This window comes from Stenotrophomonas sp. 62841_Sma (assembly GCF_056482945.1).
In genome coordinates, this window is sequence record NZ_CM151224.1 from 3,926,763 (window position 1) to 3,953,737 (window position 26,975).

Consider the following 26,975-nt stretch of genomic DNA (forward strand, 5'->3'; position numbering starts at 1 on the left):
GCGGCGGCCGTCGAAGCACCCCACAATCGGGCTCCGGCCCGGGGCAAAGGGGCCGCCGCAAGCCAGATTCGACGCTGCCCGGCCTTCAAGGCGCGGGCCTGTGCTGCCATTTCACAAGGACTGTAACCATGAAGCACCCGATCCTGATCGCCGCGCTGCTGTGCGGTGCCGCCGCGCCGGCCTTCGCTGCGACCTGCGAAAGCAACTTCCAGAAGAAGGGCAATCCCTTCGTCGGCACGACCTTCACCTCATCGGTCACCCATCCAGACCTGACCGTGGCCAGTGCCATCGGCCAGATGCGGGTGATCGCCAAGAACGCCAACATGGACGTCCTCAGCGAGGACGTGGAAGGCGGCTCGATGCTGATCGAAGAGCCGGAATCCATGGCCCACAAGCCGATTCCGATGATCATCAGTGCCACCTCCGAAGGCGGCCAGGGCACCGTCGGCATGGTGGTGAAGGTCAACAAGGGCGCCATTGCCTCGGCCGATGGCGTGCGCGAAGAAATGTGCAAGCTGCTCAACCAGATCAAGCCGGGCAAGGCTGGCGAACAGGCAGCCAAGGCCACTCCGCAGGCGTCGGTGGTAACGATTGCCGCCGACCGCTTCGGCTTCCAGCTGCGCAACCAGAACAAGGACAACCCGGCCGCGGTCGAGCCGCGCTACAAGGGCAAGACCTACGCCATCACCGGTCGCATCACCTCCGTGCTGCGCAGTGGCGGCACCTACAACACCAGCTTCGACCTGCCCAGCGATGGCAGCATCGACTTTGAGCGCGTGGCCATTTCCTGCTCGTTTGCAGCCAACCAGGCCGCGTATGCGCTGGCCCTGCGCCCGCGCGAGAAGGTGACGCTGACCGGCGTGGTCGACAGCTACGACCAGATTGGTCGTGTGTTGTGGTTGAAGGACTGCCGCGGCAACTGATCGTTGCCAGCATGGGAAAAGGCCCGGGTGCGCAGGCGCCCGGGCCTTTTCGTTTCCACAGCGGTTCACACCTGGCGCACGTGCATCGCAGGATGATGGATGCCCCGCCCGGAGGTCATCATGGCACTGCGTGTTGTTCGACTGGGTACGCCGCGCCACCCCGGCGAAGGGCTGCGCATCGGTACCGTGCGGCGGCCGCCACGCGGCGTGCCGCGCAGTGAGTTCGCGACACAGGACTGGTACGACGTCTGGTTCCCGACCCTGTCACCCAGCGCGGAACTGGTAAAGCGGGCGCACGAAGCGAAAACCGCGGCCGACTGGAATGCGTTCTTCCGCCACTACAAGGCCGAGATGAAGGCGCCGGATGCAGCCCACGCGCTGGATCTTCTGGCCGCGATGTCACAGCACAGCGACATCAGCGTGGGGTGCTACTGCGAGGATGAAGCGCATTGCCATCGCAGGGCCCTGCGAGAGCTGCTGGTGGCGCGCGGGGCGACGCTGGCGGAGTGATGATTGCAGGGTTGCCGGCCAGCGGCCGGCACTACCAGGTTGCCCGCCGGGCATGGCCCGGCACTACCGATGCGCAGCGAAGTAGATCCACGCCATGCGTGGATGCGCAGCGCCGGGCACGTCAGTAGATCCACGCCATGCGTTGATGCGCGCTGCTGGACGGCCTCAATTGCAGGCCTTGCCTTCCATCTGCAGCTGCGCGACGAACATCGTCACCTGCGGAATCTGGCCGGCGGCGGCCTGCTTCTTGGCCTCTTCCAGATAGATGCGCGACTGGCCCTGCCCGTCCAGCTCGACCTTGTTGCTCGATGGCAGGCGCCACACCCGCACTACCGCCTGCTGCGCCGGGCACGCGGCATTGGGTACGCGGATCACATCATTGAGCTTCCAGCCCTTGTCGGCGCTTGGCTGCGCCTTGGCATAGTCGACGAAACGCGCGCGCGGCTGGCACTGCTCGCTGGTCCGCACCGGCGCGAAGCGATACGGCTCGGCCGCCTGACCGGTGAAGGCACCTTCCAGGCGCGCGCAGGCCTCGGGAATCTGCCGCAGGGTGTGCACCGCGCCCACGGCCTGGGGGGCACCCACGGCGCGCTGCAGCTCCGGGGTTTCCGCGGCCAGTGCCGGTACGGCCGGGACCAGGGCGGCAAGCATCAACAGGGACAGGCGCATGGGGAATCTCCTACGGGACTGAGCGCAGGCTTGCAGAGGCTGGCTTAACGGGGTGCAAAGGCCTGTGGATCTCGAAGCATGCTCATGGACTGGCGGCGGGTTCCGCGCGCATGGCGATGCGTTCAGCGGGAGGGCGCCCACGGGTGATGCGGCGCGGCTCGCAAAAGCCAGTCGAGCAAGCTCGACTCTACAGATGGCGGCACGCATACTGCGGGCACCAGGGAATGCTGAACACCGCCATACGTCGGACGACCACCAAGGTCGGTACGGGTTGGTTCCAGGCTGCAGCCCGTCGTCCCCCTCGTGGTGCCGTTCATCGCCACTGGATGCCTACATCCATTCTGCGGAGGGGTCTAATGCTGGAACGTCACGGGCTGTCACTGGCGCTGGGCTGCGCCATTCTCGCGATCCTGTTCGGAATCGTCTCGGCGCGCTGGATCCTGCGCCAACCCACCGGCAATGAACGCATGGTCGCGATCGCCACCGCGATCCAGGAAGGTGCGCGTGCCTACCTCAACCGCCAGTACCTGACCATCGGCGTCGCCGGCGTGGTGCTGTTCGTGCTGGTCGGCATCTTCCTCAGCTGGTACACCGCGATCGGCTTCGCCATCGGTGCGGTGCTGTCCGGCGCGGCCGGCTACATCGGCATGAACGTGTCGGTACGCGCCAACGTACGCACTGCCGAAGCTGCACGCCACGGCATCAGCGCGGCGATGGATGTCGCCTTCCGCGGCGGTGCGATCACCGGCATGCTGGTGGTCGGTCTGGGCCTGCTGGGCGTGGCCGGCTACTACGCGCTGCTGCTGCGCATGGGCCTGCCGATGGAACAGGCGCTGCATGCCCTGGTCGGCCTGGCCTTCGGCTCCTCGCTGATCTCGATCTTCGCGCGCCTGGGCGGCGGCATCTTCACCAAGGGCGCGGACGTCGGTGCCGACCTGGTCGGCAAGGTCGAAGCCGGGATTCCCGAGGATGACCCGCGCAACCCGGCGGTGATCGCCGACAACGTCGGTGACAACGTCGGCGACTGCGCCGGCATGGCCGCCGACCTGTTCGAGACCTACGCGGTGACCGTGATCGCCACCATGCTGCTGGGCAGCCTGATGCTGGCCGAGGCAGGCGCCAATGCGGTGCTGTATCCGCTGGTGTTGGGCGGCGTGTCGATCATCGCCTCGATCATCGGCGCGCTGTTCGTCAAGGTGAAGCCGGGCGGTTCGATCATGGGCGCACTGTACAAGGGCGTGATCGTGTCCGGCGTGCTGGCCGCGATTGCGTTCTACCCGATCACCACCGGGTTGATGAGTGACAACGTGCATGGGCCGATGGCGCTGTATGGCTGCGCATTGATCGGGCTGGTGCTGACCGGCCTGATCGTGTGGATCACCGAGTACTACACCGGCACCCAGTACAAGCCGGTGCAGCACGTGGCACAGGCCTCGACCACTGGGCATGGCACCAACATCATCGCCGGCCTTGGCATTTCGATGAAGTCCACCGCGCTACCGGTGGTGGCGGTGTGTGCGGCCATCTGGGGCGCGTTCGCGCTTGGGGGCCTGTACGGCATCGCCATCGCCGCCACCGCGATGCTGTCGATGGCCGGCATGATCGTCGCCCTCGATGCTTATGGACCGATCACCGACAACGCCGGCGGCATCGCCGAGATGGCCGAGCTGCCCTCGGAGATCCGCGACATCACCGATCCGCTGGATGCGGTGGGCAACACCACCAAGGCAGTGACCAAGGGTTATGCGATCGGCTCTGCGGCACTGGCGGCACTGGTGCTGTTCGCCGACTACACCCATAACCTGCAGGCAGCACATCCGGGGCAGGAATTCCGCTTCGACCTCAGCGACCACACGGTGATCATCGGCCTGCTGATCGGCGGCCTGATTCCGTACCTGTTCGGTGCGATGGCGATGGAAGCGGTCGGCCGCGCCGCCGGTGCGGTGGTGGAGGAAGTGCGCCGCCAGTTCCGCGAGATCCCCGGCATCATGCAGGGCACCGGCAAGCCGCAGTACGACAAGGCGGTGGACATGCTGACCCGCTCGGCGATCCGCGAAATGATCGTGCCCTCGCTGCTGCCGGTGGCGGTGCCGGTGGTGGTCGGCCTGCTGCTGGGGCCGCGCGCACTGGGCGGCCTGCTGATCGGCACGATCGTGACCGGCCTGTTCGTGGCCATCTCGATGACCACCGGCGGCGGTGCCTGGGACAACGCCAAGAAGTACATCGAGGACGGCCACTTCGGCGGCAAGGGCAGCGAAGCGCACAAGGCGGCGGTAACCGGCGATACCGTCGGCGATCCCTACAAGGACACCGCCGGTCCGGCGATCAATCCGCTGATCAAGATCATCAACATCGTGGCGCTGCTGCTGGTGCCGCTGCTGTAGATCCACACCATGCGCAAACCCGTAGAGTCGAGCTTGCTCGACTGCTTCTGGCCCACACCGCAGGAGCAGTCGAGCAAGCTCGACGCTACAAGGTCACCGCCCGCGCAGGAAGAACGACACCGGCACCATCACTTCCACCGGGTCGCCGGCCACTTCGGCCGGCGGCGCCGGTACCGGGCTGGCCCGCTGCACGGTGTCCAGCGTCTCCTGGTCGAGCAGCGCGAAGCCACTGCTGCGGCCCAGTTTCAACCCCGAGACCGCGCCATCGCGGGCAACCGCAAAGCGCACGTAGACCACACCCTGCTGGCGCAGCCGCTCGGCCTGGCGCGGATAGCGGCGGTGTTTCTGCAGGTGCCCGAGCAGGCGTCCTTCCCAGGTCGCCTCGGCACGACTGCGCTCACCCGCCGTGGTCTGCGGTGCGGTGTAGCGTGTGGCCGCATCAGCCGCCACCTGCGGCGGTGCGCTGGTCTGCGCGACATTGGCGTCAGCGGTGTCCGGCGACGGCGTCGGCTCCGGTGTACGCGGCGGCGGCAGGTCACCCTGCGGCTGCACCGGCGCCTTGGGTTGTTCACGCACGGCCGGCGTCGGCGCCTGCCGCTGTTGTTGCTGCTGCAGCGGCCCGGTCGCGACCTCGCGCGGCGGCACCGGCGGTGCCTGTGCCATCGGCGCCAGTTCCAGCATCAGCGCCGCAGGCGGAACCGCAGCCGTCAGCGCCGGCGCACGGGCCGCCCACCAGCAGGCCGCGCCGATCAACAGCGCATGCACCAGCAGCACGATCGCCAGGCTGGTCGCCCAGCGCCGCAGTCCACTCATCGTGCGCCCTGCTCCAGGCCGACCAGTGCCACCTTCAGGTAGCCGGCCGCTCGCAGCGCATCCAGCGTGGCCATCAGTTCGCCATAGGGCACACGGGTATCGGCACGCAGGAAGATGCGCTGCGTGGTGTCACTGTGAGTGGCCGCCTGCAATGCAGCCGCCAGGCTGTCGCGCACCACGGCCTGTTCACCAACGCGCAGCGACAGATCGGCCTGCACGGTCACATACACCGGTGCCTGTTCCGGCGGCGTGGCACTGGCATTGCTGGCCGGCAGCTGCACCGGCACTGACACGGTGGCCAGCGGTGCGGCCACCATGAAGATGATCAGCAGCACCAGCATCACGTCGATGAAGGGCGTGACATTGATCTCATGCGCTTCTTCCGGCGCATCGTCACGGTCGGACGCGGTCCTGATCGCCATCGTCGCGCCTCAGTGCACCGCACGCAGCGGCGCCGCTGCGGTACGCGGAACGGCACGATCGAGATCGCGTGAGACCAGTTGCTGCACGGCCGCCGACAGATCACCGAGCAGACCCCGCAGGCCGGCCAGTACACGGCTGAAGTGGTTGTAGACCAGCACGGCGGGAATCGCTGCGACCAGACCCAGCGCGGTCGCCAGCAGAGCCTCGGCGATGCCGGGCGCAACCACCGCCAGGTTGGTGGTGTTGCTGTGCGCGATGCCGATGAAGCTGTTCATGATGCCCCACACCGTGCCGAACAGGCCGACGAACGGCGCCACCGCGCCGATGCTGGCGAGCACGCCGATGCCGCGTCGCTGCACGCGCGCGGTTTCCAGTTCAATGCGGTCCAGGCGCGAGGCCACGCGCTCCTTGATGCCGTCGCGGCTATCCAGTTCCTGCGACAGGCGCAGTTCGGTGCGCGCTGCGTCCAGCATGGCGAGTGCGGTACCCTGCTGCATACTGGCGTCGGCGCTCTCGCCGGGCAGGCTCGGCGCCTGCAGCAGCAGCGCACGCGCTGCGCGCAGCTGCCGTGCCTGGCGGGCCAGTTCCCAGCCCTTGGCCAGCAGCACGGTCCAGGTGGCCAGCGACGCCAGCGCGAGCGCGATCATCACTGTCTTCACCACCACGTCGGCGGCCAGATACATGCCCCAGGGCGTCAGTGCAGGGGCAGCCACGGGGGCCAGGTCAGCAGGCAGCATCGTCTCGTTTTCCATCAGCATCAGGGGTCGCTGCACGGCGGCGTACCGTGCGCGGATCATTGGCGTCGTCCACTTCCACGACCGGGTTGGGCTCCAACCGCGGTGCGGGCCGACTGAGCACGTAGCCGGCGCTGAGCGCGAAGAACAGGCCCACGCCCAGCAGCAGCCGCCAGGACGGATGTGCGCCCCAACAGAACAGCGCGAAGCCCACCGCCATGCCGGCGCTGGCAAACGCCTTGCCCTTGCGCGACACCGCGCCCTGCTCGCGCCACAGCCGCAGTGACGGGCCGTAGCGCGGGTGCGCCAGCAGGCGTTGCTCGAACTTCGGCGAACTGCGCGCGAAGCAGCCCACGGCCAGGATCAGGAAGATGGTGGTCGGCATCACCGGCAGCAGCGCGCCGATCACCCCGAGGCCGACCATCAGCCAGCCCAGCGCGAACCAGAGCCAGCGCATCAGCGTTGCGCCGATAGGCGGGAGGCGTGCATCAGGCGAATTCCACTTCGACGTGGCCGTGCACGCTGCGGAAGGCGGCGTCCGCCGCATCGATCACCTGCTGCTCCTGCTCGGCGCTCAGCGGCACCGCATCCAGCGCAGCGGTGAATTCACGCCAGTGGCGCGCCGCGCCATCCGGGTGTGCGGCCAGGTGGCGGGCGCCGAAATCACGATCCAGGCCGAGCTTGGCAGCCATCTTGTACAGAATGGTGCCGCCGAGATTGGAGCCTTCGGCCACATACAGCCACCCCAATGCGGCGGGTAGCTCCAGATCGGACGGCAACGCCGCGATGTCGGCCCCCGGCAGGGTCTGCTCCAGATCCTGCAGGTCGCGCGCCACCTGGGTCAGGCGGCGGCGCTCACCCAGGTCCGGCAGCAGTGCATCCAGCGCAGGGTTGGCATACAGCGCATCGATGCTGCGATGAAAGCGGTACTGCACGCGCAGGAAACGGGCGAAGTTGCTGCGGTCGGCGAAGATGTCGCCGGCCATGATGCGCTTGTCCAGCGCGCCATGGCTGTCGCGGGTGGCGGCCTTGAGCCGCAGGCTGCGGCTGTCTTCAGGGGCGATGTGTGCGTTCATGGGGGATGCCAAGGGGGTCGTCCTGCTGTAGACGTTCGCCACGGGGCTTTCCCCAAGGCCATGTGCACCGATAATGGCGTATCCCTTCTTCCCGCAGGAACCGACGATGATCACCACCGAACCGCGCATGACCAACCTGTTCCTGCAGCTGGGCCTGGATGCCAGCGCCGAGGGCATCGCCCGCTTCATCCGCGAACACCAGCTGGCCACCGATGTGGAAGTGGTCGAAGCGCCGTACTGGAACGATGCCCAGCGCCAGTTCCTGTCCGAGTCGCTGCAGGCCGATGCGGCATGGACCACGGTGGTGGATGAGCTGAACGAGTCGCTGCACGAAGATGCCGTGAAGGCGGCGACCGGGCTGTAACTGGCTGGAGGAAGGCGCCGGGCATGGCCCGGCGCTACCGTTGTCTCCCGCTGGGGTCAGAGCCCTTTCTGCAGGAAAGGGATCCGACCCCGACGATCAGTACTTCCAGGTCAGCGCCAGCCTCGCGGTACGGCCCGGGGCCGGCATCACGCCCAGCGCCAGCGGATCCAGGTAGTAGCGGTCGGTGACGTTGTCCACGCCCGCCTCCACCGACAGCTGGTCGTTGAAGCTCCAGCTGGCGAACAGGTCGACCAGGGTGGTCGGCCGGTACAGCTGCTGGATCGCCGACAGACCCACGTTCCAATCCTTGTCCAGCTTGCTGATCGGACCGGCGTTGTGGACCACGCGGGTACCGAAGGTCAGGCGCTCGTCGAACAGGCGCGAGCCCAGGGTCAGGTTGACCATGTAGCGCGGCGGGTTCTGCGTATTGGTGTACGAGCCCTCGAAGCCGCCGTCCACGCAGTTCGGCGTGTTGGCCAGTTCATCGTTCCTGCGCTGTGCACCATAGGCACGGCGCTCGGCTGCGATGTCCGGTGCGCAGGTCTTGGCCTTGAAGTAATAGTGCGCGGACAGATCAGCAAATACCTTGCCGCTGTCATAGCTGGACTGGAACTCCATGCCCGAGACCTTGAACTGGTCGACGTTGCGGATCAGGCCGGCCGAGAGCGTGCGGTAGTCACGGGTGATCAGGTCGTCGATGCGGGTATCGAAGTACGCCAGCTTCAGCGCCAGGCGGTCGCCGGCGGTGAACAGGTCATAGCGGATGGTGCTGGCACCGATCTCCCAGCTGCGCGCACGCTCCGGCTTCAGCTCGCCCACCGGCTTGGCGGCGGTGAACAGGCCCAGCGTGGTCTCGAACAGGCTCGGCAGCTTGGTGCCTTCCGCATACTTCACGTAGACCATGGTGTCTTCGCTGAAGCGGTAGGCCACGCTGGCGGTCGGCGAGAACGCGGTGTCACGACGGCGGATCGGCTGCGACCAGCTCCAGCTGACCGGCACCTCCAGGTCCTGCGCCTTGCCGGCGTCGTAGAAGTTCCAGCCACCGATGTCGCCCACCGTACCCTTCTTGTACGGTGAAGCCAGCAGCGATTCCTGGGTGAAATTGCCGTTGGCGTCCGGATACCAGTTCAGCAGCGCGATGCGCTTGGCCCGCCACGACGGCAGCGCCGGGTTGCCATTGAGCAGCTCGGTGTAGCGGTACTGGCCCTGCACCTCGTAGGCATCGGGCGTGGCCAGGCGGTTGCGGTCGTGCACATCCACGCGGTTCCAGCGGCCGCCCGCCAGCAGTTCCCAATGCTCATCTGGCTGCCACTTCAGCGAGGCCACGGCACTGTATTCCTTGCGCTCGGCGTTGCGCAGGAAGCGGTTGTTGATCAGGTCATCGTGCATGACCGGCCCCGAACTGCCCGGTGCAATGTCCTCATCGCTGTAGGACAGGCCGTAGTCGAGGGTGAATGCACCGGCGTGGGTATCGAACTTCGAGGTGTTGCTGGCATCCAGGCCGAAGCGCTTCTGCCGCAGCGGATTGCGGTAGGCATCCTTGTAACCGGGGTCGCCACTGAAGCTGGGCGCGTCGTACCACTCGGTGCGGCGATCGAAGTACCAGGGGGTGATGCCGGTCAGGCTGTTGTACATCACGCTGTCGGTGTCGGTGTACGTGGCGTTGACGCGCAGGTCGACCAGCTCGCTGTCCGGGTTGAAGCGATAGCGCAGGGTATAGCTGTCCATGTCGACGTGGCCCGGGTCCCATTGCGGAATGCGGTCACGATCCACACGGATGATCTGCGAGGCCATGATCTCGCCGGCGGTGCCCTCGTAGCGGCGGTAGCCCGCTTCCAGGGTCTGTGCATCGTCGATGCGCCAGGTGCCCTTGAGCAGCGCCGACTTCGAGCGGGCCGAGGTATTGAAGACCTCGGTACGCGGCGGATTCAGCGGTGCCAGCGTGCGCCGGGTCTGCGGGAAGTCATCGTAGCCATGCTTGCCGGAGAAGTAGTTGCCGTTGTCGCGGTAGGCGTAGGCGGCAACCAGGTCGAAGCGATCCCAGTGTCCCGCAGCGGCCACGTTGAAGAACTGGCTGCCGGTGGCACTGCGGTCGGTACGCGGCGCGGCGCTGTAGGACGGCAGGTTGTTGGCGCTGTTGTTGGCCAGGCCGCCACGCACGCGCACGCCGAAGTCCCGGCCTTCGCGCAGCACGTCACCGATCTTCAGCGTCTCCATCTCGACCACGCCGCCGATGCCACCGGAGGCGTTGGCCTGCAGGCTCGGGCCCTTGGTGATGGTCAGGCTGGAGATCAGGTCCGGGTCGAGGTAGGTGCGCTGCGACTGGCCGGCATAACCACGGTAGGTATCCATGCTGGACTGGCCACCGTCGATGATCACCGGCACGCGGCCCTGGCCCTGGATGCCACGGATGTTGACGTCGAAGCCGTTGCCCACGCGCGGATCACCGGCGGTGACGCCAGCCACGCCCTTGACGATGTCGCCGTTGGACGTACCGCGGAATCGCTCCAGGTGCGTGCGGTTGAGCGTGGTGGTGGAGCCGACGCTGCGATAGCCGTCGAGCAGGCGCGCCTCGTCGCTGGTTGCGCCGCTGTCGATACGGTCGCCGGCCACGCTCAGCGTATCGGTGACGATCACACCGCTGTCGGCCTGCGCCGACGCTGCCGCTTCCAGGGTCACCGCATCGGCACTGACCCGGCGCACCGCCAGGCCACTGCCCTGCAGCAGGTGCTGCAACGCCTCGCTGGCCGACAGGCTGCCGCTGACCGCACGCGAGGTCACCCCCCGGGCCAGGGTGGCCGGGTACACGACCTGCACGCCGGACTGGCGCATGTAGCTGCGCAGCGCCTCGTCCAGTGGCTGCGCGGGGATATCGAAGCGCTGCACGGCAGCGTGGTCACCGCTGGCATCCTGCGCGAGTACGGAGGGCGCGGCGCTGGCCAGGCCGGCCGCCAGCAGGGCGATGCACAGGCGGGACGGGCGCGGCATGCGGCCCGGACGATGGAAATCGAACATGGGGGAACCTGTCAGGTAATCGGTGCCGCGGGCGCGGCGACATCCGCAACACGGGCGGACACGGCGACGTACTGGCGGCGGCGGGTACGTTCGCGGAGTAAGACGGATGAAAGCGCGGCAACCCCAAGAGCGATTTGCGGCCGCGGCAGGTGCCGACCGTGGGTCGGCTGGTTGCTGCGGTGGGTGCCAACCGTTGGTCGGCTGGTTGCCGCGGTGGGTGCCGACCGTTGGTCGGCTGCTTGCAGTGGTGGGTGCCGACCGTTGGTCGGCACAGGGACGGTCATCCACGCATGGCGTGGATCTACTGCACGATGGCGACGCCGAATGGAAGACGAGTAACCCGAAGACCTGCTGTTGCCGCCAACGCGTCCAGCGCCTGCTCCGGACGATCAATGCGCAACGCTGCACTGACGGCCGGCAGCTGCGACAGATCGCCACGCACGAAGGTCGGGCCAGCGCGATAGCGCCCGACCCATTGCACGGCCTCGGCGACGCTGGCCTGCTCCAGCAGCAGTTCACCCTGCCGCCACGCGCCCACACTGTCGGCCGCCACATCCTGCAGACGCGTCACGCCACTGCGCTCGTCATAGACCGCACGCTGTCCCACCTGCAGGTAGGTCCAGCCACCGTCGGCCGGGCTGGCCACGCGCACCCTGCCCTGTCCGACCTGGGTTTCCACCTGATCGTTGTCGCGTGCGACGGAGAACGCGGTCGAGATGTCCTCGACCACACCATTGCCCGCGCGCACGCTGAAACGCCGCTGGGCATCCGGGCTGACCTCGAACCAGGCGCGCCCGCGCAGCAGCTCGATCCGGCGTGCATCGGCATCAAACCGCACGGCGATCGCGCTGTCCGCATCCAGCACGGCGCGACTGCCATCGGGCAGTTGCACGTTCTGCACGACATGCGTACTGCGATGGTCGGCCTGTAGCCGCAACCAAGCCTCCGGCCATGCCACCAGCACCGCCAGCGCAGCTGCAACGGCCATTGCCCAGCGCAGCCGCCGCGGGCGCCGGCGCTCGGCGGGCCGGGCCTGCGGGCGTGGTCCGACGCTGCGCCACAGCGCGCGCTCGTGCTCGAAGGCCCGACGGTGCCCCGGCTGTGCCAGCCAGCGTTCGAACTCATGCATGCGCCCCTCGCCGATGTCACCCGAGGCCAGCCACGCGATCCAGCCCCGGGCCTGTTCGGCCAGGACATCGTCATTGGCGGCGGGCAGCGTGTTCGGCGGGCTCATCGGCTGGCGGACAGGCGCATTCAAGCGCGGGCGGAGGAACTAGACCGCATCCACGGTCCAGTGATCAAGACGTTTCAGCGAGGGCCAACCCCAAGGCGGGGCGATCATCGGCCGCTGCGCGCCCAGGCCAGGCGTTGCAGCGCGGTGCGCACATGGTTCTCGACGGTAGTCACCGACACCCCCAGACGGCGGGCGATCTCGGCCTGGGTCAGGCCCTGCAGGCGGTTGAGCCGGAAGATGGTGCGGGTCGGCTCCGGCAGGTGTCCCGCCGCGTCAAGCACCCGCTGCAGCTCGTCCTGTGCCATCGCCTGCTCCTCGGTCGAGATCACCTCGTCCGGCCCCCACAGGTAGTGGTCGGCCAGCAGACGGTTGCGCCGGGTCGATTCGCGGCCATGGTCGGTGGCCAGGTTGGCGGCCAGCCGGTACAGATAGGCGCGCGGGTTGTCGATGGCCTGGCTGTCATCGACGCCACGTGCCTTGAACCACACCGCCTGGATCACGTCCTCGGCGCCGTTGTCGCCCCCCAGGATGCGTTGCACCCGGCGCAGCAACGCAGGCCGCTCGCGGATCAGCAGTTCGGTGAGGGAGGCGGCATTGGAGGACATGCGCGGAACCGGGACGACAGACGGAAGGCGCCGCGCATGCTACTCCGTTAATGAGAATCAGTCACGTTCGCATCAATGGATGCACCCGGTCAGCCCGTCATAGACGCTCTGCGAGGTCCCCGGCAGCGGGTCATGCAGTGGATTGCGGGCGGCGAGCGCGGCATGGAAGGCTTCCACCGGGGTACCCGCCACCAGCGGCAGGCGGCACAACCAGGTCGGCTGCCGGGCCACGATCGCGCCATCGTTGCGGGACACCTCCAGATCGCTGGCGGCGAATGCCCACAGGCATTCATGCACGGTTCCCCGCACCGCATCCACCGAACAGCGCAGGCGCAGGGCGCGGATATCGCTGTATTCGCCCTCGCAGAAGGTGTCGCCACAGATCGCGTCGAAGCCATGCTGCAAACGGCCTTCCAGGGCAAAAAAGCGGTCCCAGTTGGCCTCCTGGTGCGGGTAGTCGATCAGGTCGACATAAGGGGACGCCTGGGCCAAAGGCGCAACCAGCAGCATGCAGGTCAGGCCAAACGGCAGGGCAGACACGTTCATGGGCAGACTCCTTGGGAAGGTTGGACCAGCCTGCGCTCCCATGCCGGCCGCCCCCATCAGCCAATCCCGGCCTGCCCGGTAGGCCCCCGCCCCGCAGCGCCGTCGGCCCCTCCCTCTGCACAGCGCCCGGCAAAGGCATAAAATGGGGGGCTATCCGTCTATATCCCCCACCTGGAGCACGACCATGGGTCTGGAACTCGTCTCGCCCGGCAAGAACCCGCCGGAAGAAATCAACGTCATCATCGAGATCCCGAAGGACTCGGAGCCGGTGAAGTACGAAGTGGACAAGGAAACCGGCGCGATCTTCGTCGACCGTATCCTGTCCACCCCGATGCGCTACCCCTGCAACTACGGCTACGTGCCGAGCACCCTGTGCGGCGACGGCGATCCGGCCGACGTGCTGGTGGTGCTGCCGCTGCCGCTGGTGCCGGGCTCGGTCGTGCGCTGCCGTCCGGTCGGCGTGCTGAAGATGAGCGATGAGGCGGGCAGCGACGAGAAGATCCTGGCCGTGCCGGTGTCGAAGATCTTCAGTGGCTATGCCCACGTCGAAGACATCGCACAGGTGTCCAGCCACTGGCTGGAGCGCATCGGCCACTTCTTCGAGCACTACAAGGACCTGGAGAAGGGCAAGTGGGTCAAGCTCGACGGCTGGGGCGGCGCCGCTGAGGCCAAGCAGATCCTGATCGAGGCGCACCAGCGCCATCTCGACAGCAAGGCCTGAGCCTGAACCGGATCGCTCCGGCGGCACCCCGCCGGAGCGATGCGGGTCACGTTTCATGACGACGGCACATCACACGTGCCGCCGTATTAGGTAAATTGCGTCACTTCACACGTCGTCGACATCCATCGTCGAGACAGCCAGGGGAATGTGTCGTGCGTATTCTGCTTGTTGGGGATGCAGCCAGCCTGCCGGCCGAGCTGACCGAATTCATTGCCGATCTTGGGGAAGACTGGCAGCCGCTGACCGCCACCGATGGCCAGACCGCGATGACTGCGGTGGCCACGCAGGGCGTGGATGCGGTGATCGTCTGCCCGCAGCTGCCGGATCTCAATGCCACCACGCTGCTGGGCCAGATCCGGACCTTGCGCCCGGAAACCATCCGCATCGCGCTGATCGATGCCCAGCACGGCAACCGGCCGCCGCCGGCACGCCTGATCGGTGTCGCTCATCGTTTCCTGCCGTTGCCACTGGCACCGGAAGTGCTGCTGGAAGCGCTGACCAGCCTGGAAGAGCTGCGCGAAGTACTGGACAGCCCACGCCTGCGCGATGCCATCGGCCGTATCGAGAAGCTGCCCTCGCCGCCGCACCTGTACCTGAGCCTGACCCAGGCGCTGGAGCATGACGACGACGCCGACAGCGCCGACGTCGCCAAGCTGGTGGCGGCCGACCCGGCCATTGCCGCGAAGGTGCTGCAGCTGTCGAACTCGGCGTTCTTCAGCCAGGGACGCACCATCGCTGACCTGCGCACGGCCGTGACCCGCCTGGGCCTGTCGACGCTGCGCGACCTGGTGCTGGCCAGCGAGGTGTTTTCCGCACCCACGCTGTCCACCGCCGAACGCAATTCGCTGCAGCAGCGCGCCCTGCTCGCCTCGCGCCTGGCCGCGCGCCTGCTGCCCGAATCCAGTGCCGAACTGGGCGCGACCGCCGCTCTGCTGGCCGACATCGGCCTGCTGCTGCCCGGCGTACGCAACGAGCGCAGCGAACCGTCGCTGGCCGGTGACACCCGCCCCGGCCATGCCGAGGCCGGCGCCTACCTGCTGGGCCTGTGGGGCCTGCCGATGCCGATCATCGAAGCGGTTGCCTTCCACCTGCAGCCGCAGCGCGCCAATACGCGCAGCTTCTGGGTGACCGGTGCGGTGCATGTGGCGCTGGCGCTGGTCAACGGCGATCCGGTGGATGAGGACTACCTGCAGCGCGCAGGTGTACTCAACAGGCTGCCGCAGTGGCGCGAGCATGCCAATGCGTTGATGGGACTGGTACCCAGCGAGGCCTGAGGCGCCGTCCCGGGCGAGTTCTCTGGGTATGAAAGGCAGGCCGGATGGCCTGCCTTTTTCCGTTGTGCCTGAAGACTCATCCACGCATGGCGTGGATCTCCTCAGTCGGTGCAGCGCGCAAACAAGAAGGGCGGACCTTGCGGCCCGCCCTCCTCTTTCTGCTGTCACGCTTTGATGGATCAGAAGCGCTGGGTGTACTTCATGTAGTAGAAGCGACCGATGTCGAAGCCACCGTAGTACGAGAAGCTCGAGTTCGGCTGGCTGTACATGACCGGGCCCTCGTGGTTGAACACGTTGTTGGCACCTGCCGAGATGGTGGCGTTCCAGGGAGTGTTGTAACGCACCTGCAGGTCGTGGAAGGTGTTCGAACCGGTGTTGCGAACCGGAATGGCCAGGGTGTAGGCCGAGGAGAAGTCCGGGTTGTTGCACTCGGCACCGCCGGTGCGGTCGTAGGAGCACTCTTCCTTCAGGCCGGAGTAATAGCGCATGCCCCAGTTGACACCGAAGTTGCCCAGGCTCCAATCGATGTTCAGGTTCGAACGCACGCGGAAGTTGCCACCCCAGTCGCCAGTGCCCCAGCCGGTGTGCTGCTCGACGGCAGTCTGCTCTTCGTTGTCCCGCTTGTACTCCAGGTAATCGACGTAGGTGGTCTTCCAGTCGATGACGATGTTGCCGAAGGAGAACTCCGGCAGGCGGTACTTGATGCCCAGATCGTAACCAGCGGTTTCCTGGTAACCACCGTTGATCAGCGTACGGGTGACGTCGGTCACCTGGGAGCCGTTCTCCGGATCTCGAGTGACACGATCACACGCGTTGGCGTTGCCCAGAATGTAGCACTGGTTGAGGATCGAGGTAACCGATTCGGCCGCGATCACGTTGTCGATGCGGATCTTCCACCAGTCCAGGCTGATGTCCAGGCCCTGTACGAAGTTCGGGCTGTACACCAGGCCGACGGTCCAGGTCTTGGAAGTTTCCGGCAGCAGTTCGGCATTGGAGCCGGACAGGTAGGCATAGTTGGACTGAGACCCCGGGCCAGTGGCATCGATACCGCCGGATGCTTCCTGGCGGAAGTTGGCCGGGACGGCACCGGCGCAGCGCGCGGCAACCTGCGGGTTACGTACTGCCGCACCGAACAGGGTGTCACACGGATCGGTGTACTTGTCGAAGGTCTGCGAGGTGCCGCCGTACAGGTCAGCCACCGTCGGCGCACGGAAGCCCGTGGCGTAGGTACCGCGCACCAGCAGATCATCGATCGGCTTCCACTTCAGGCCGAACTTGCTGTTGAAGGTGTTGCCGAAGGTGTTGTAATCCGAGTAGCGACCGGCCATGTCGACCGACAGTTCCTTGGCGAACGGCAGGTCGGCCAGAATCGGTACATTCAGCTCGAGGAAGAACTCGTTGAGCTTGTAGCCACCGGCGGTGGACGCACCGGCCAGGTCGGTGCTCAGGCCCGACTGAAGCAGCGCATCCGGGTTGTATTCGGCCTGCTCTTCGCGGTGCTCGTAGCCTGCTGCAAACGACAGGTCACCGGCCGGCAGGGTGAACAGCGCGCCGGACAGGTTGGCGCTGTAGACCTTGGAGGTGGTCAGCGACGTGTCGTGGGTCGGCAGGAAGAGGTACTTCTGCAGATCCGGGTTGGACAGCGAGCCAGCGCCGTCGATGCCATAACCAAGCAGCGGGTTCCACGGGGTGCAACCGGCGATGACCGCCCCCGGGGCACCACAGTACGCGACGCCGTTCTCGACGAACGACGGGCCGACGGCATTCTTCACGTTCGGGATGAACAGGTTGCCGGTGCCGGTCTTGGTGCCCTTGTTACGGTTGTAGACGTAACCGACATCCCAGTCGAAGTACTTATCGCCGAACTCGAACGAGCCTTCCAGGCCGGCCGAGAAGCGGAAGGTATTCAGCTCGGACTTGGTCTGGCGCGGCATTTCCCAGGTGCGACGCATGAAGTCGACATCCTGGTCCAGAGGGTTGAACGCACTGTCCTTGGACAGCTTGGTGCCATACGCGCTGGAGCGGTACGGGTAACCGGCGATCTGCTGCAGCGCCTCGCGTTCGGTGTACAGAACGTTGGCGGTACCGCGGATGTTGTCGGTGAAATCGTACTGGCCGTTGGCGAACACAGAGCGACGCTTGATCCCGGTCGACAGATACATCTGCTGCGTCGGGTTGGACAGGTCGGCGTTGGTCAGCTCATGGTAGTTGGCAAAATCGGTCGGATCGGCGCCAGGGTTCACGACGTAGTTGTTGCCGCCGTTGACCAATACGCCCTTCTCGGTGATCGCCGACCAGCCGTTGGCGTCATCTTCGGTAGGGAACGGATGACGTGGGCCATTGGCATAGGCGCTGAAGCGGCGGTCTTTGGCCAGCACCGGCTTCTCGTCGCTGTACTCGGCACCCAAGGTCAACGAACCACGGTCGTTGGTCATGCCGTAGACGAAGTTGTAGGTTTCCTTGTCGCCGTCGCCCTGGCCGTACTGGCCGCGGTAGACGCTCGCTTCCAGGCCATCGAAGTTCTTGCGGGTGATGATGTTGACCACGCCGGCAATGGCATCGGAGCCGTAGATAGCCGATGCGCCGTCGGTCAGCACTTCCACGCGCTCGACGATCGAGGTCGGGATCGACGCCAGATCGGTGTAGCCGCCGGAGCTGACGCCCATGCGCTTGCCGTCCAGCAGTACCAGGGTGCGCTGCGGGCCGAGGTTGCGCAGGTCAACATACTGGCCGCCGACTTCTTCGCCCGAGCTCAGGGCATCGGCGCGGCTGATCGCCGGCGAACCGGTTGCCGACAGGTTCTGCACGATGTCGGCAACGCTGGTGAAGCCCTGCTTTTCAATGTCTGCGCGCTGCAGCGCGATCACCGGCTGCGCGGTTTCCATGCTCGCCTGGCGGATGCGCGAACCGGTAACCGAAATGCGGTCCAGGTCGGTCGTGCCGCCGGCAGCTGCGTCCTGCGCCGAAGCGAAGGACGGTGCCAAGGCAAGCGCAATGCCGGCCGGCAACAAGCCGAGCCGCACTGCAGGAATACGAACGTTCATCTATCTCTCCAAGGTACGTGTTAGTAGCGTGTTAAAACACCCCAGCACGTTACGATTGCGTTGCAGCGCTGTATTTGCGCGAACCAACCGGAGACTTTGCAGATTGTGGCGGCAGCAAGCCGCCGTTCTCCCTGAAGCGCGATGCGGACTGGCCGTAGCGGGCGCGGAACGCACGCGCGAAGCTGCAGCAGTTGTCGAAGCCACTGGCTGCAGCAACTTCGCCGACCATCATGTCGGTGTCACGCAGCAGGTCGGCAGCGCGCTCAAGGCGCAGCCGCGCCGAAAGCGACTGCGGGCTTTCCTCGTACAGGCTCTGGAAGGTCTTGGAGAGATACCAGCTGGAGAAGTTGGTCAGCTCGGCCAGTTCACCGATGCGCACCACGCGGTGGCTGTTGCCTTCCAGGTACAGGCGGGCGCGCTGCATGCGGCCGAACACCTGGCGCTTGCGGCTGCGCGAGCGCCCCGGGCAACGCTGCACGTTGTCGGCCAGCCCACGCTGCAGGCCCGCCAGGTGCAGCAGCAGCGGGCGCAGTGCCTGTGCCGGCTGGCCACTGGCAAGCGCATCGCGCCACAGGCGCAGCGCAACGCGGGCATCGCCACGGTTCATGCGGCCACGCCCGGCATACAGACCGCAGTCGGCCATCTCGGCCAGCACGCGCAGCGCTTCGACCGTCAGGTTCAGGCCAACGCACAAGCCGTTGCGACCGGCCTGCACCAGCGGCCGCGACTCCTTCTCGAAGGCGATCCACTCGCCCTGGCGCAAGCGGAAGCGTCCTTCCTTGGCTTCCACCCAGGAGCTGCCGCGCACCTGCATCCACACAGTGAAGCTGCTGCCTGCGGTCTGCAGGCTGCCGAGCCGGGCCACGCCCAGGCAGGTCGGCGCAGCATCGTCGAGCGACCGGTCCAGAGAGACGGTTTGGCCGCGATCGGCCAGCGAGAGTTGACGCATGGGGGCACCACGGATTTGCCTAGTACAGGCCTCCGTTTTGCCAAATCAGGCGGCACCACGTCAGGAAAGTCAGACGAGATCGCCACGAATTCGCGGCGAGGTCGCCACGAAGAAATTACGAAGGCCCATTTCCGTTGAACAACAACAACTTGGAGAACGCCGGAAGCAGCGTCGGCGAGCGCTCGGGCAAACGCATCACACCGATGTCGGCACCGTCGCTGACCGCCATTGCCACGAACAGCGTGCGCCCATCGGCGCCGGCACTCAGCCCGTTGCCGGCACTGAGGCGTTCCGCATCCAGGCAGCGTTCCGGTTCCTCGCGCCCGGCCTGGATCAGCACCAGTGTCGTACCGCAGCGGGTGGACGTACCGAGATAGCCGATCGCACTGTTGCCGGCCACGGTCCAGGCCCGGTACCGCCACCGGCTGGGCTGGTCATCGCTGATCTGCTGCACGCTGCCTGGCGCCAGCGGCGCATCCACCGACCACAGGCCGCCTGCCGCCAGGCGGGTGAACAGCACACGCCCGCTGCTGCGATCGAACCGCGCCTGAGACACGCCCTCGATGCTGGCAAGGCGGCGCCAAGGCTGCACGCTTCGATCAAACAGGCTCAGCCGGGTCTGTTGCTGGTCATCGCGCTCGACTACCAGCAGCTGGTCCGGGTTTGCGCCGTACAGTGCCTGCAGAGGCTGCTCCGACGGTACCGGCAACGGCTGGACGCGTTCGTCACGTGGGGCGATCTCATAGACCACCGTGCGTCCGTGTTCGTCGCGCCCCACCACCAGCAACCGCCGGCTGTCGGCCGACCAGTCCGGTGCCTGACGTGCCTCAGGCCGCAATCCTTCGATAGGCCGCAGCGAATCGGGGCGCTCCATGTCCGCCCACCACAGCGCGAAGCTGCCTGAACGATCGGACGTGAACACCAGTTGGCGTCCATCCGGCGCCGCCATCGGCTGCCCATCCCGGCCGCTGGACGCAAACAGGCGCTGCGGGGGTGAACCGCCCTCCATCGGCACCTTGAAGATGCCGAACTGCGCGCGGCGGTGAACGAAGGCCAGCATGCCCGCGCGGCGCGCCGTCGCCGGCCATTGTGCGTCGTCGAGCCCGGCGTCGCGCAGCGTGCGGCTCTCGACGTCCAGGTAGTACAGGCGCACCTCACTGTCGACACGGCGTCCAAACACGATCGTCCGGCCATCACGCAACCAGGCCCAGCCACGCAGTTCAGCGGCCTCGTTGGTCAGCTGCTCGGGCGTGCCACCTGCGGCCGGCATGCGCCACAGGTCGCCCAGCTGCGGATTGCGCACGAATACCAGCCACTTGCCATCAGGCGAGTAGCGCGGCGCATAGTCGAAGTCATCCTCGGCGACACCGTAGTCCAGCGCCTCCCATTGGCCACTGGCCAGATCAAGCTTGCGGATGCCGCGATGGGCATAGCGCCCCACCATGCTGCCGAACACCAGACCACGGCCGTCCGGCGTCCAGTCGAAACTGAGCAGCTCGGTGCCATCGCACCGTGTGGCCTGGCGCAGGGCACCACCGGTCGCGCTGGCGATCAGCACCTGGCAACCGCCGTTGTTGCTGAACCGCGCGAAGGCGATCTCGCGTCCATCCGGCGACCAGCTCGGGAAGCGATCGACCGAGCCGGCCGGCGGAGCCAGCAGCTGCCGCGCAGGCGCGTTGCCGGAGGTCTGCACCTTGATCGCGCCACCGCCCTGCCCGTCTTCGTTGGCGCCCTCATAGGCCACCAATGAACCATCGGGTGAAAGCGTGGGATAGGTTTCAAAGCCGCTGGTCGCGGTGATCAACCGATAGGGACGCTGCGGGCTGCCGATCACGCGCGTGCCGTTCTCCACGGCCGCATCCACAGCTGAACTGCTGGCCGGTGCCCACCGCAGCAGCAGCGCGGTCAGCACCACCACCGTGGCCAGCATCAGCACGCCCAGCACCAGCAGTACGCGCCGGCGGACGTGGCGCCAGCGGCGGCGCGATGCCTGCACGTGTGGCGGCATCACCTCGGCGATGGCCATCGCCGGTTGCATGTCCACGATTTCGTCATCGGCTCCCGCGGGCGGCGCCGGCTCGACATCGTCCAGTACCTGCACCGGCACCAGCAGGCGATAGCCGGTCTTGGCGATGGTCTCGATATAGGCCTGGCCGTTGTCGTCGTCGTTGCTGAACGCCTTGCGCAGCTGGGTGACGGCCTGGGTAAGCACATCATTGGTCGGCAGCGTGTCCGGCCAGACTTCCGCGAACAGTTCATCGCGGGTGACAACACGCCCCGGCTGGCGCAGCAGCACACGCAGCACGCCCAGCGCCTTCGGCGTCAGCCGACGCGGGCGACGCGCACCGACGACCTCGACTTCGCGCGAGGACAGAGTGACAGTGCACTCTCCTATCCGGATCCGATCGAATCCGGGGGGCTGGTTTTCACTGCTGTTCATTTTCCGCTACACAGTAGAGACAGGTCCGGGGCAGCATTTGCCTTCGATACCCTCCCGTCCTGGGAACAGCAAAAAGCCAGACTCCGCACAAAGCATCGGCGCATACCGCAAAAACAATGAAGCGGGCGAATACTAGCCTATGCGGGTTACCTCGCCTATCGCGTGGTCGACATCCAGGCTCTCTCTCGCCGACGCATTCACATAATCTGCAGCACCATTCGCGCCCTGCGGGGCGCGAAATTTTTATCTGGCGTTCATTTTCACATGCGCCGCAGCATGGTCAATCCAACCAGTCGCGAAACCACCAAAGCTACGTACATCACGCCTGAAAACTGCTCCAGCATGACCAAGGCGCGCGCCTGCGGATGCAGTGGCACAACGTCGCTCAAGCCAACACCCGAGAGCAAACTGAAGCTCAGATAAAGAAGCTCCATCCAGGTGCGCTGCGCGCCACCACCGGTGCCCTGGAAACTGCCCGGATACCATTGCTGGCACACGGCGAAAGCAAACGCGAAGGCCCACGCCAGCAACGTGAATGTCGCACCTGCTGCGAACAGTTCATCGCGGGTGACTTTATGGTCCTGGAGCATGTAGGCGATGAGCGCACCGGCCGTATAGAAGTACAGCAGGCTTTCCAGCAGTTGCGCGGTAGTCAGCAGCGCACTGCGATCCAGCAGTGCGCCGGCCAGCGAGAACACCACCGAAGGAATGGCCAGCAGCAGTGCCAGCCAGGTGCCCAGCGGACTGCGCTGGACCACCCACAGCGCCAGGCCGAGTACCGCCATGCCGAACATGCCCAGTGCCGCACGGCCGCCGGCGGTGTCATCAAGTGCGGGATACAGCAGCACCGCGATCAACTGGGCACCCAGCAGCCAGGCCGAAGGATGGCGGCGGGCAATGGCCAGCCAGCGGGTGGTGATGGCAACGGGCATGGCGTCCTTCCCCAGGGTGATGGGCGGAGGATAGCCGGGAGCGACGTGATGAGCGGTAGGGCCGGCCACTGGCCGGCACTCTCCCGGTCCCACGCACGACGGAATGCCGGCCAGCGGCCGGCACTACCCGTTACACGTCAGCCCTGGTGATAGACCTCGGCGCCGGCCGCGCGAAACTCTTCCGACTTCCCCTTCATGCCGGCCTCGGCGTAGTCGCGCACGTCCTGGGTGATCTTCATCGAGCAGAAGTGCGGGCCGCACATCGAGCAGAAGTGCGCCAGCTTGTGCGCATCCTTCGGCAGCGTCTCATCATGGAATTCCTTGGCCTTCTCCGGGTCCAGCCCGAGATGGAACTGGTCTTCCCAGCGGAACTCGAAGCGTGCCTTGCTCAGCGCGTTGTCGCGCACCTGTGCGCCGGGGTGTCCCTTGGCCAGGTCGGCCGCATGCGCGGCGATGCGGTAGGCCATGATGCCGTCGCGTACGTCCTGGCGGTTGGGCAGGCCGAGGTGCTCCTTCGGCGTCACGTAGCAGAGCATGGCCGTACCAAACCAGCCGATCATTGCCGCACCGATCGCGCTGGTGATGTGGTCGTAGCCCGGTGCGATGTCGGTGGTCAGCGGGCCCAGCGTATAGAACGGCGCTTCGCCACACTCGCGCAGCTGCTTGTCCATGTTCTCCTTGATCAGCTGCATCGGCACGTGGCCGGGGCCTTCGATCATGGTCTGCACGTCATGCTTCCAGGCGATCTTCGTCAACTCACCCAGCGTCTCCAGCTCACCGAACTGCGCGGCATCGTTGGCATCGGCGATGCAGCCCGGGCGCAGGCCATCGCCCAGCGAGAAGGTCACGTCGTAGGCCTTCATGATTTCGCAGATGTCTTCGAAATGCGTGTAGAGGAAGTTCTCCTTGTGGTGTGCCAGGCACCACTTGGCCATGATCGAGCCACCGCGGCTGACGATGCCGGTGACCCGCTTGGCGGTGAGCGGAACATAGCGCAGCAGCACGCCAGCGTGGATGGTGAAGTAATCCACGCCCTGCTCGGCCTGTTCGATCAGCGTGTCACGGAAAATTTCCCAGGTGAGCGCCTCGGCGCGGCCGTCGACCTTCTCCAGCGCCTGGTAGATCGGCACGGTACCGATCGCCACCGGCGAGTTGCGGATGATCCACTCGCGGGTCTCGTGGATGTGCTTGCCGGTGGACAGGTCCATCACCGTGTCACCGCCCCAGCGGATCGCCCACACCAGCTTCTCCACCTCCTCGGCAATGCCCGAGGAAACAGCGCTGTTGCCGATGTTGGCATTGATCTTGGTCAGGAAATTGCGGCCGATGATCATCGGCTCGCTTTCCGGATGGTTGATGTTGTTGGGCAGCACCGCACGGCCGCGGGCGATTTCGTCGCGCACGAACTCCGGGGTGATGATCTTCTGGATCGAAGCGCCGAACGCCTCGCCCGGGTGCTGCTGCAGCAGGCCGGCATCGCGGATCGCGTCCAGCCGCTGGTTCTCGCGGATGGCGACGAATTCCATTTCCGGCGTGATGATGCCGCGGCGCGCGTAGTGCATCTGGGTGACGTTGGCACCTGCACGCGCACGGCGAGGCAGGCTGCGCGCGGGGAAGCGCACCGCATCGAGCTTCGGGTCATGCTCGCGATCGCGACCGAACGAAGAGCTCAGTCCTTCCAGCCGCTCGGTATCACCGCGTTCTTCCACCCAGCCGCGACGCAGTGCCGGCAAACCAGCGGACAGATCGATGCGCACCTCCGGATCGGTGTACGGGCCCGACGTGTCGTAAACGGTCACCGGTGCATTCTCTTCGCCGCCGAACAAGGTCGGCGTGCGGGTCAGCGCGATCTCGCGCATCGGCACCTGCAGATCCGGGCGTGAACCGGGCACGTGGATCTTGCGCGAGCCGGGAATGGGCCGGGTCACGGATTCGGAGAGTTGCTGGGCCTGTTGCTGCAGGGCGGAGAGCTGTGCGTTCATCGGGCATCGTCCAGGAAGGTCAGGGACGAAGCGGCGGCGCACTGCTGCCGCGCCCGGACGGTCCTTGGGCGGAGTCCGGGCATGGCTGCACTGCAAAGCTTCCCTACGCCGGTATGAGCCGGATCAGGTTCCAAGGGACTGTCTCAACCGTGGCCACATGGCCGCGGTACCCCCGCTTCTTGGTGTGCATTAGAGCATAGAACGCACTGCAGCTCCTGGCTGTTCCATCCACGCACGGCGTGGATCCGCTGTTTCTGTATTAACAGAACCGTGACATCGCATTCAGTAACGTGCACACGCATCGTGCCGCTGCGGCCGGTGTTTCCCCGCCGCCTCCGCGGCCCCTGCCCGGTCTGTGCTGCATGTCGCCGGCCCCTCGCAGCAAGCTCTGCTCGCTCCCCTCAATCCCTTGATCGGAGAAGCTCCTTCATGGTGTTTCGCGTTTCCATCGCACTGGTTCTGCTTCTGGTGCTGCTTGCCGGTGTTGCACCCGGCCCCTTCAATACCGTGGTGCAGTCGGTACTGGCCGATGTCATCCGCAGTGTCGGCTGGCTCTATCTTCTGGTCGTGTTCCTGGCACTGACGTTCCTGATGTATCTGGCATTCGGTCGCTTCGGCAACCTGCGCATCGGCGGTGAAGATGCCGAGCCGGAGTTCTCGCGCGCCAGCTGGATGTCGATGCTGTTCGCAGCCGGCATGGGCATCGGCCTGGTGTTCTGGGGCGCCGCCGAGCCGATTTCCCACTTCACCAAGCCTCCGGAAGGCCTCGCACCGCAGAGCATGGACGCGGCGCGGGCTTCGATGCGCTATGCATTCTTCCACTGGGGCCTGCACCCGTGGGCGATCTACGCGCTGATCGGCCTGGCCATGGCCTGGTTCCAGTTCAACCGCAATGGCCGTGGACTGGTCAGTGACATGCTGCAACCGATCATCGGCCGGCACCATCGCGGCTGGATCGGACGCGTGGTCAACATCGCCGCGGTTGTTGCCACTGCCATTGGCGTGGCCACCACGCTGGGCTTCGGCACCATCCAGATCGCTGCCGGCATGGAACGCGTGTTCGGCCTGCACGCGGGTGTGCCACTGCAGCTGACCATCATCGCCATCGCGTTCGTGCTGTACATGGCGTCCACCGCCAGCGGAGTCGAGCGCGGGGTGAAGTGGCTGTCCAACTTCAACCTTGCGCTGGCCGCGCTTCTTGCGGCCACCGTACTGGTGCTGGGTCCGACCGGATTCATCTTCGATACGTTCACCACCACACTGGGGTCGTACCTCAACCAGCTGGTGACGATGAGCCTGCGCATGTCGCCGTTCTCGGGCAGCACATGGGTAGCGGACTGGACCATCTTCTACTGGGCGTGGTGGATTTCCTGGGCCCCGTTCGTCGGCTCGTTCATCGCGCGCATCTCGCGTGGGCGCAGCGTCCGCGAGTTCGTCATCGGCGTCGTGCTGGCACCCACGGTGCTGGGCTTCTTCTGGTTCGCGGTGTTTGGTGGTACTGCGCTGTGGGCGCAGATCTTCGGCCACGCCGACCTGGTGCAGGCGCTGGGCAATGGCTATGAAACGGTGCTGTTCACCCTGTTTGACAGCATGCCGCTGCCCTTGCTGCTTTCCTGCATCGCACTGGTGCTGCTGATGATCTTCTTCGTGACATCAGCCGATTCGGCGGTGCTGGTACTGGCCAGCATGTCCACTGACGAGGCAGGCGATCCGCCGTTGAAGCGCAAGCTGGCCTGGGGCATCGCGGTGGCGCTGATTGCAGCGGCGTTGCTGCTGGCCGGTGGCCTGGATGCACTGCAGGGCATGATCACGATTGCGGCGTTGCCATTCGCGCTGCTGATGGTGCTGGTGATGGTGTCGCTGTACCGGGTGCTGGACCAGGAGTACACGCGCGAGCGGCGGCAGGCGCAGCGCCAGCGGCACATGATCGATGCGTGGATCGCGCGCGAGATGGCGGCGCAGGAGGAGACCCAGGCGGAGGCGGCGCGCGCGCACGATCAGGATTGAGGGTGTTTTGCAGCCTGCGGCTGCACCGCTTTTCTCAAGCAGCGGCAATAGCAACTTCAAAAGCGGCTCTGGGTTGCTGCTGGTTTGGCGGGGCGGCGTGGGCTGGCAGGACACGCCGTAAACCCGTCCATGGGGGCTCGATGGCGCCATCCATGGCGCCAACGGTCCTGCCAGCCCACGCCGCCCCACCCCCGACAGTTTCCGTGTGACGGTGGGTTTTCCACGGCATGCGTGGATGAGGTGTATCGGAAAACAGGAAGGGGTCGGATCCGTTTTCCTCCGGAAAACGGATCCGACCCCAACCCACAGCGCGCGGCTGTTGCTGTTGCT

The 26,975-nt window shown here is 66.1% G+C and carries 22 protein-coding genes and 1 riboswitch; of the genes, 7 read left to right on the plus strand and 15 right to left on the minus strand.

The annotated features are described in order from the left end of the window. Positions 1–128: 128 nt before the first annotated feature. Together ACZK5G_RS18390 and ACZK5G_RS18395 are read left to right on the plus strand one after the other, a co-directional pair. Positions 129–923, plus strand: a complete 795-nt coding sequence (locus ACZK5G_RS18390; protein ID WP_049400701.1) for a hypothetical protein — start codon at positions 129–131, stop codon at positions 921–923. Positions 924–1,043: 120 nt separating this feature from the next. Continuing rightward, a complete protein-coding gene (locus ACZK5G_RS18395) occupies positions 1,044–1,433 on the plus strand; it encodes a DUF488 domain-containing protein (protein ID WP_049462878.1) in 390 nt (129 codons plus the stop codon). 165 nt (positions 1,434–1,598) lie between these two features. Here ACZK5G_RS18395 and ACZK5G_RS18400 read toward each other — a convergent pair whose 3' ends face one another. Further along, a complete protein-coding gene (locus tag ACZK5G_RS18400) occupies positions 1,599–2,102 on the minus strand; it encodes a hypothetical protein (protein WP_478464329.1) in 504 nt (167 codons plus the stop codon). A gap of 356 nt (positions 2,103–2,458) precedes the next feature. Between ACZK5G_RS18400 and ACZK5G_RS18405 the strand changes: the two genes are divergently transcribed. After that, positions 2,459–4,486, plus strand: a complete 2,028-nt coding sequence (locus ACZK5G_RS18405; RefSeq protein WP_478464331.1) for a sodium-translocating pyrophosphatase — start codon at positions 2,459–2,461, stop codon at positions 4,484–4,486. A gap of 93 nt (positions 4,487–4,579) precedes the next feature. Here the strand turns inward: ACZK5G_RS18405 and ACZK5G_RS18410 are convergent, their stop codons facing one another. The 5 genes from ACZK5G_RS18410 to ACZK5G_RS18430 are packed head-to-tail and all read right to left on the minus strand — an operon-like array spanning position 4,580 to position 7,532. Then, positions 4,580–5,299 (minus strand): TonB family protein, encoded by a 720-nt coding sequence (locus ACZK5G_RS18410; protein WP_423162672.1) that lies wholly within the window; start codon positions 5,297–5,299, stop codon positions 4,580–4,582. Next, positions 5,296–5,721: a TonB system transport protein ExbD gene (gene exbD, locus ACZK5G_RS18415; RefSeq protein ID WP_478464333.1), complete on the minus strand. Its 426-nt coding sequence runs from the start codon at positions 5,719–5,721 to the stop codon at positions 5,296–5,298. The genes ACZK5G_RS18410 and exbD overlap by 4 nt, the downstream gene beginning before the upstream one ends. 9 nt (positions 5,722–5,730) lie before the next feature. Next, the gene (gene exbB, locus ACZK5G_RS18420; protein WP_107431601.1) at positions 5,731–6,459 is read right to left on the minus strand and encodes a tonB-system energizer ExbB; all 729 of its coding nucleotides are present in this window, start codon (positions 6,457–6,459) and stop codon (positions 5,731–5,733) included. Next, entirely contained in the window at positions 6,446–6,913 is a 468-nt protein-coding gene (locus ACZK5G_RS18425) for a YbaN family protein (RefSeq protein WP_478464335.1), read from the minus strand. Before ACZK5G_RS18425 ends, exbB begins: the two co-directional genes overlap by 14 nt. Positions 6,914–6,944: 31 nt before the next feature. Beyond that, the gene (locus tag ACZK5G_RS18430) at positions 6,945–7,532 is read right to left on the minus strand and encodes a biliverdin-producing heme oxygenase (RefSeq protein ID WP_049400694.1); all 588 of its coding nucleotides are present in this window, start codon (positions 7,530–7,532) and stop codon (positions 6,945–6,947) included. A gap of 106 nt (positions 7,533–7,638) precedes the next feature. Here ACZK5G_RS18430 and ACZK5G_RS18435 point away from each other — a divergent pair, with 106 nt between their 5' ends. Beyond that, positions 7,639–7,896 carry a DUF2789 domain-containing protein gene (locus tag ACZK5G_RS18435; protein ID WP_006390068.1) on the plus strand — a complete coding sequence of 86 codons (258 nt, stop codon included), beginning with the start codon at positions 7,639–7,641 and terminating at the stop codon, positions 7,894–7,896. A 96-nt stretch (positions 7,897–7,992) separates the two neighbouring features. On the opposite strand, the gene ACZK5G_RS18440 is transcribed toward ACZK5G_RS18435, so the two are convergent. The 4 genes from ACZK5G_RS18440 to ACZK5G_RS18455 form a co-directional block, all read right to left on the minus strand. Then, positions 7,993–10,911 (minus strand): TonB-dependent receptor, encoded by a 2,919-nt coding sequence (locus tag ACZK5G_RS18440; protein WP_478464337.1) that lies wholly within the window; start codon positions 10,909–10,911, stop codon positions 7,993–7,995. Positions 10,912–11,212: 301 nt separating this feature from the next. Next, complete coding sequence (locus ACZK5G_RS18445) at positions 11,213–12,145, minus strand: FecR family protein (RefSeq protein ID WP_478464339.1); 933 nt, start codon at positions 12,143–12,145, stop codon at positions 11,213–11,215. 104 nt (positions 12,146–12,249) lie between these two features. Beyond that, a complete protein-coding gene (locus tag ACZK5G_RS18450) occupies positions 12,250–12,750 on the minus strand; it encodes an RNA polymerase sigma factor (RefSeq protein ID WP_014038389.1) in 501 nt (166 codons plus the stop codon). Between the two features lie 72 nt (positions 12,751–12,822). Next, positions 12,823–13,296, minus strand: a complete 474-nt coding sequence (locus ACZK5G_RS18455) for a hypothetical protein (protein ID WP_197616267.1) — start codon at positions 13,294–13,296, stop codon at positions 12,823–12,825. Between the two features lie 184 nt (positions 13,297–13,480). Here ACZK5G_RS18455 and ppa point away from each other — a divergent pair, with 184 nt between their 5' ends. Continuing rightward, complete coding sequence (gene ppa, locus ACZK5G_RS18460; protein WP_005410935.1) at positions 13,481–14,017, plus strand: inorganic diphosphatase; 537 nt, start codon at positions 13,481–13,483, stop codon at positions 14,015–14,017. 152 nt (positions 14,018–14,169) lie between these two features. Next, positions 14,170–15,291 carry an HDOD domain-containing protein gene (locus ACZK5G_RS18465; RefSeq protein ID WP_032128397.1) on the plus strand — a complete coding sequence of 374 codons (1,122 nt, stop codon included), beginning with the start codon at positions 14,170–14,172 and terminating at the stop codon, positions 15,289–15,291. A 179-nt stretch (positions 15,292–15,470) separates the two neighbouring features. On the opposite strand, the gene ACZK5G_RS18470 is transcribed toward ACZK5G_RS18465, so the two are convergent. The 5 genes from ACZK5G_RS18470 to thiC all read right to left on the minus strand — a co-directional run bounded on the left by ACZK5G_RS18470 (position 15,471) and on the right by thiC (position 24,638). Continuing rightward, positions 15,471–18,335, minus strand: coding sequence for a TonB-dependent receptor domain-containing protein (locus ACZK5G_RS18470; RefSeq protein ID WP_204305885.1), 2,865 nt, complete (start codon positions 18,333–18,335; stop codon positions 15,471–15,473). A 49-nt stretch (positions 18,336–18,384) separates the two neighbouring features. Further along, on the minus strand, positions 18,385–19,284 hold the full coding sequence (locus ACZK5G_RS18475) for a helix-turn-helix transcriptional regulator (protein WP_032128400.1): 900 nt from the start codon (positions 19,282–19,284) through the stop codon (positions 18,385–18,387). A gap of 115 nt (positions 19,285–19,399) precedes the next feature. Further along, positions 19,400–21,724 carry a winged helix-turn-helix domain-containing protein gene (locus ACZK5G_RS18480; RefSeq protein ID WP_478464341.1) on the minus strand — a complete coding sequence of 775 codons (2,325 nt, stop codon included), beginning with the start codon at positions 21,722–21,724 and terminating at the stop codon, positions 19,400–19,402. 260 nt (positions 21,725–21,984) lie between these two features. Beyond that, the gene (locus ACZK5G_RS18485) at positions 21,985–22,656 is read right to left on the minus strand and encodes an ion channel (RefSeq protein ID WP_032128402.1); all 672 of its coding nucleotides are present in this window, start codon (positions 22,654–22,656) and stop codon (positions 21,985–21,987) included. A gap of 137 nt (positions 22,657–22,793) precedes the next feature. Next, the gene (gene thiC / locus ACZK5G_RS18490) at positions 22,794–24,638 is read right to left on the minus strand and encodes a phosphomethylpyrimidine synthase ThiC (RefSeq protein WP_478464343.1); all 1,845 of its coding nucleotides are present in this window, start codon (positions 24,636–24,638) and stop codon (positions 22,794–22,796) included. Positions 24,639–24,720: 82 nt separating this feature from the next. Continuing rightward, a riboswitch (TPP riboswitch) is annotated at positions 24,721–24,822 on the minus strand. Between the two features lie 245 nt (positions 24,823–25,067). Here thiC and ACZK5G_RS18495 point away from each other — a divergent pair. After that, on the plus strand, positions 25,068–26,645 hold the full coding sequence (locus tag ACZK5G_RS18495; protein ID WP_049400562.1) for a BCCT family transporter: 1,578 nt from the start codon (positions 25,068–25,070) through the stop codon (positions 26,643–26,645). Positions 26,646–26,975 lie beyond the last annotated feature (330 nt).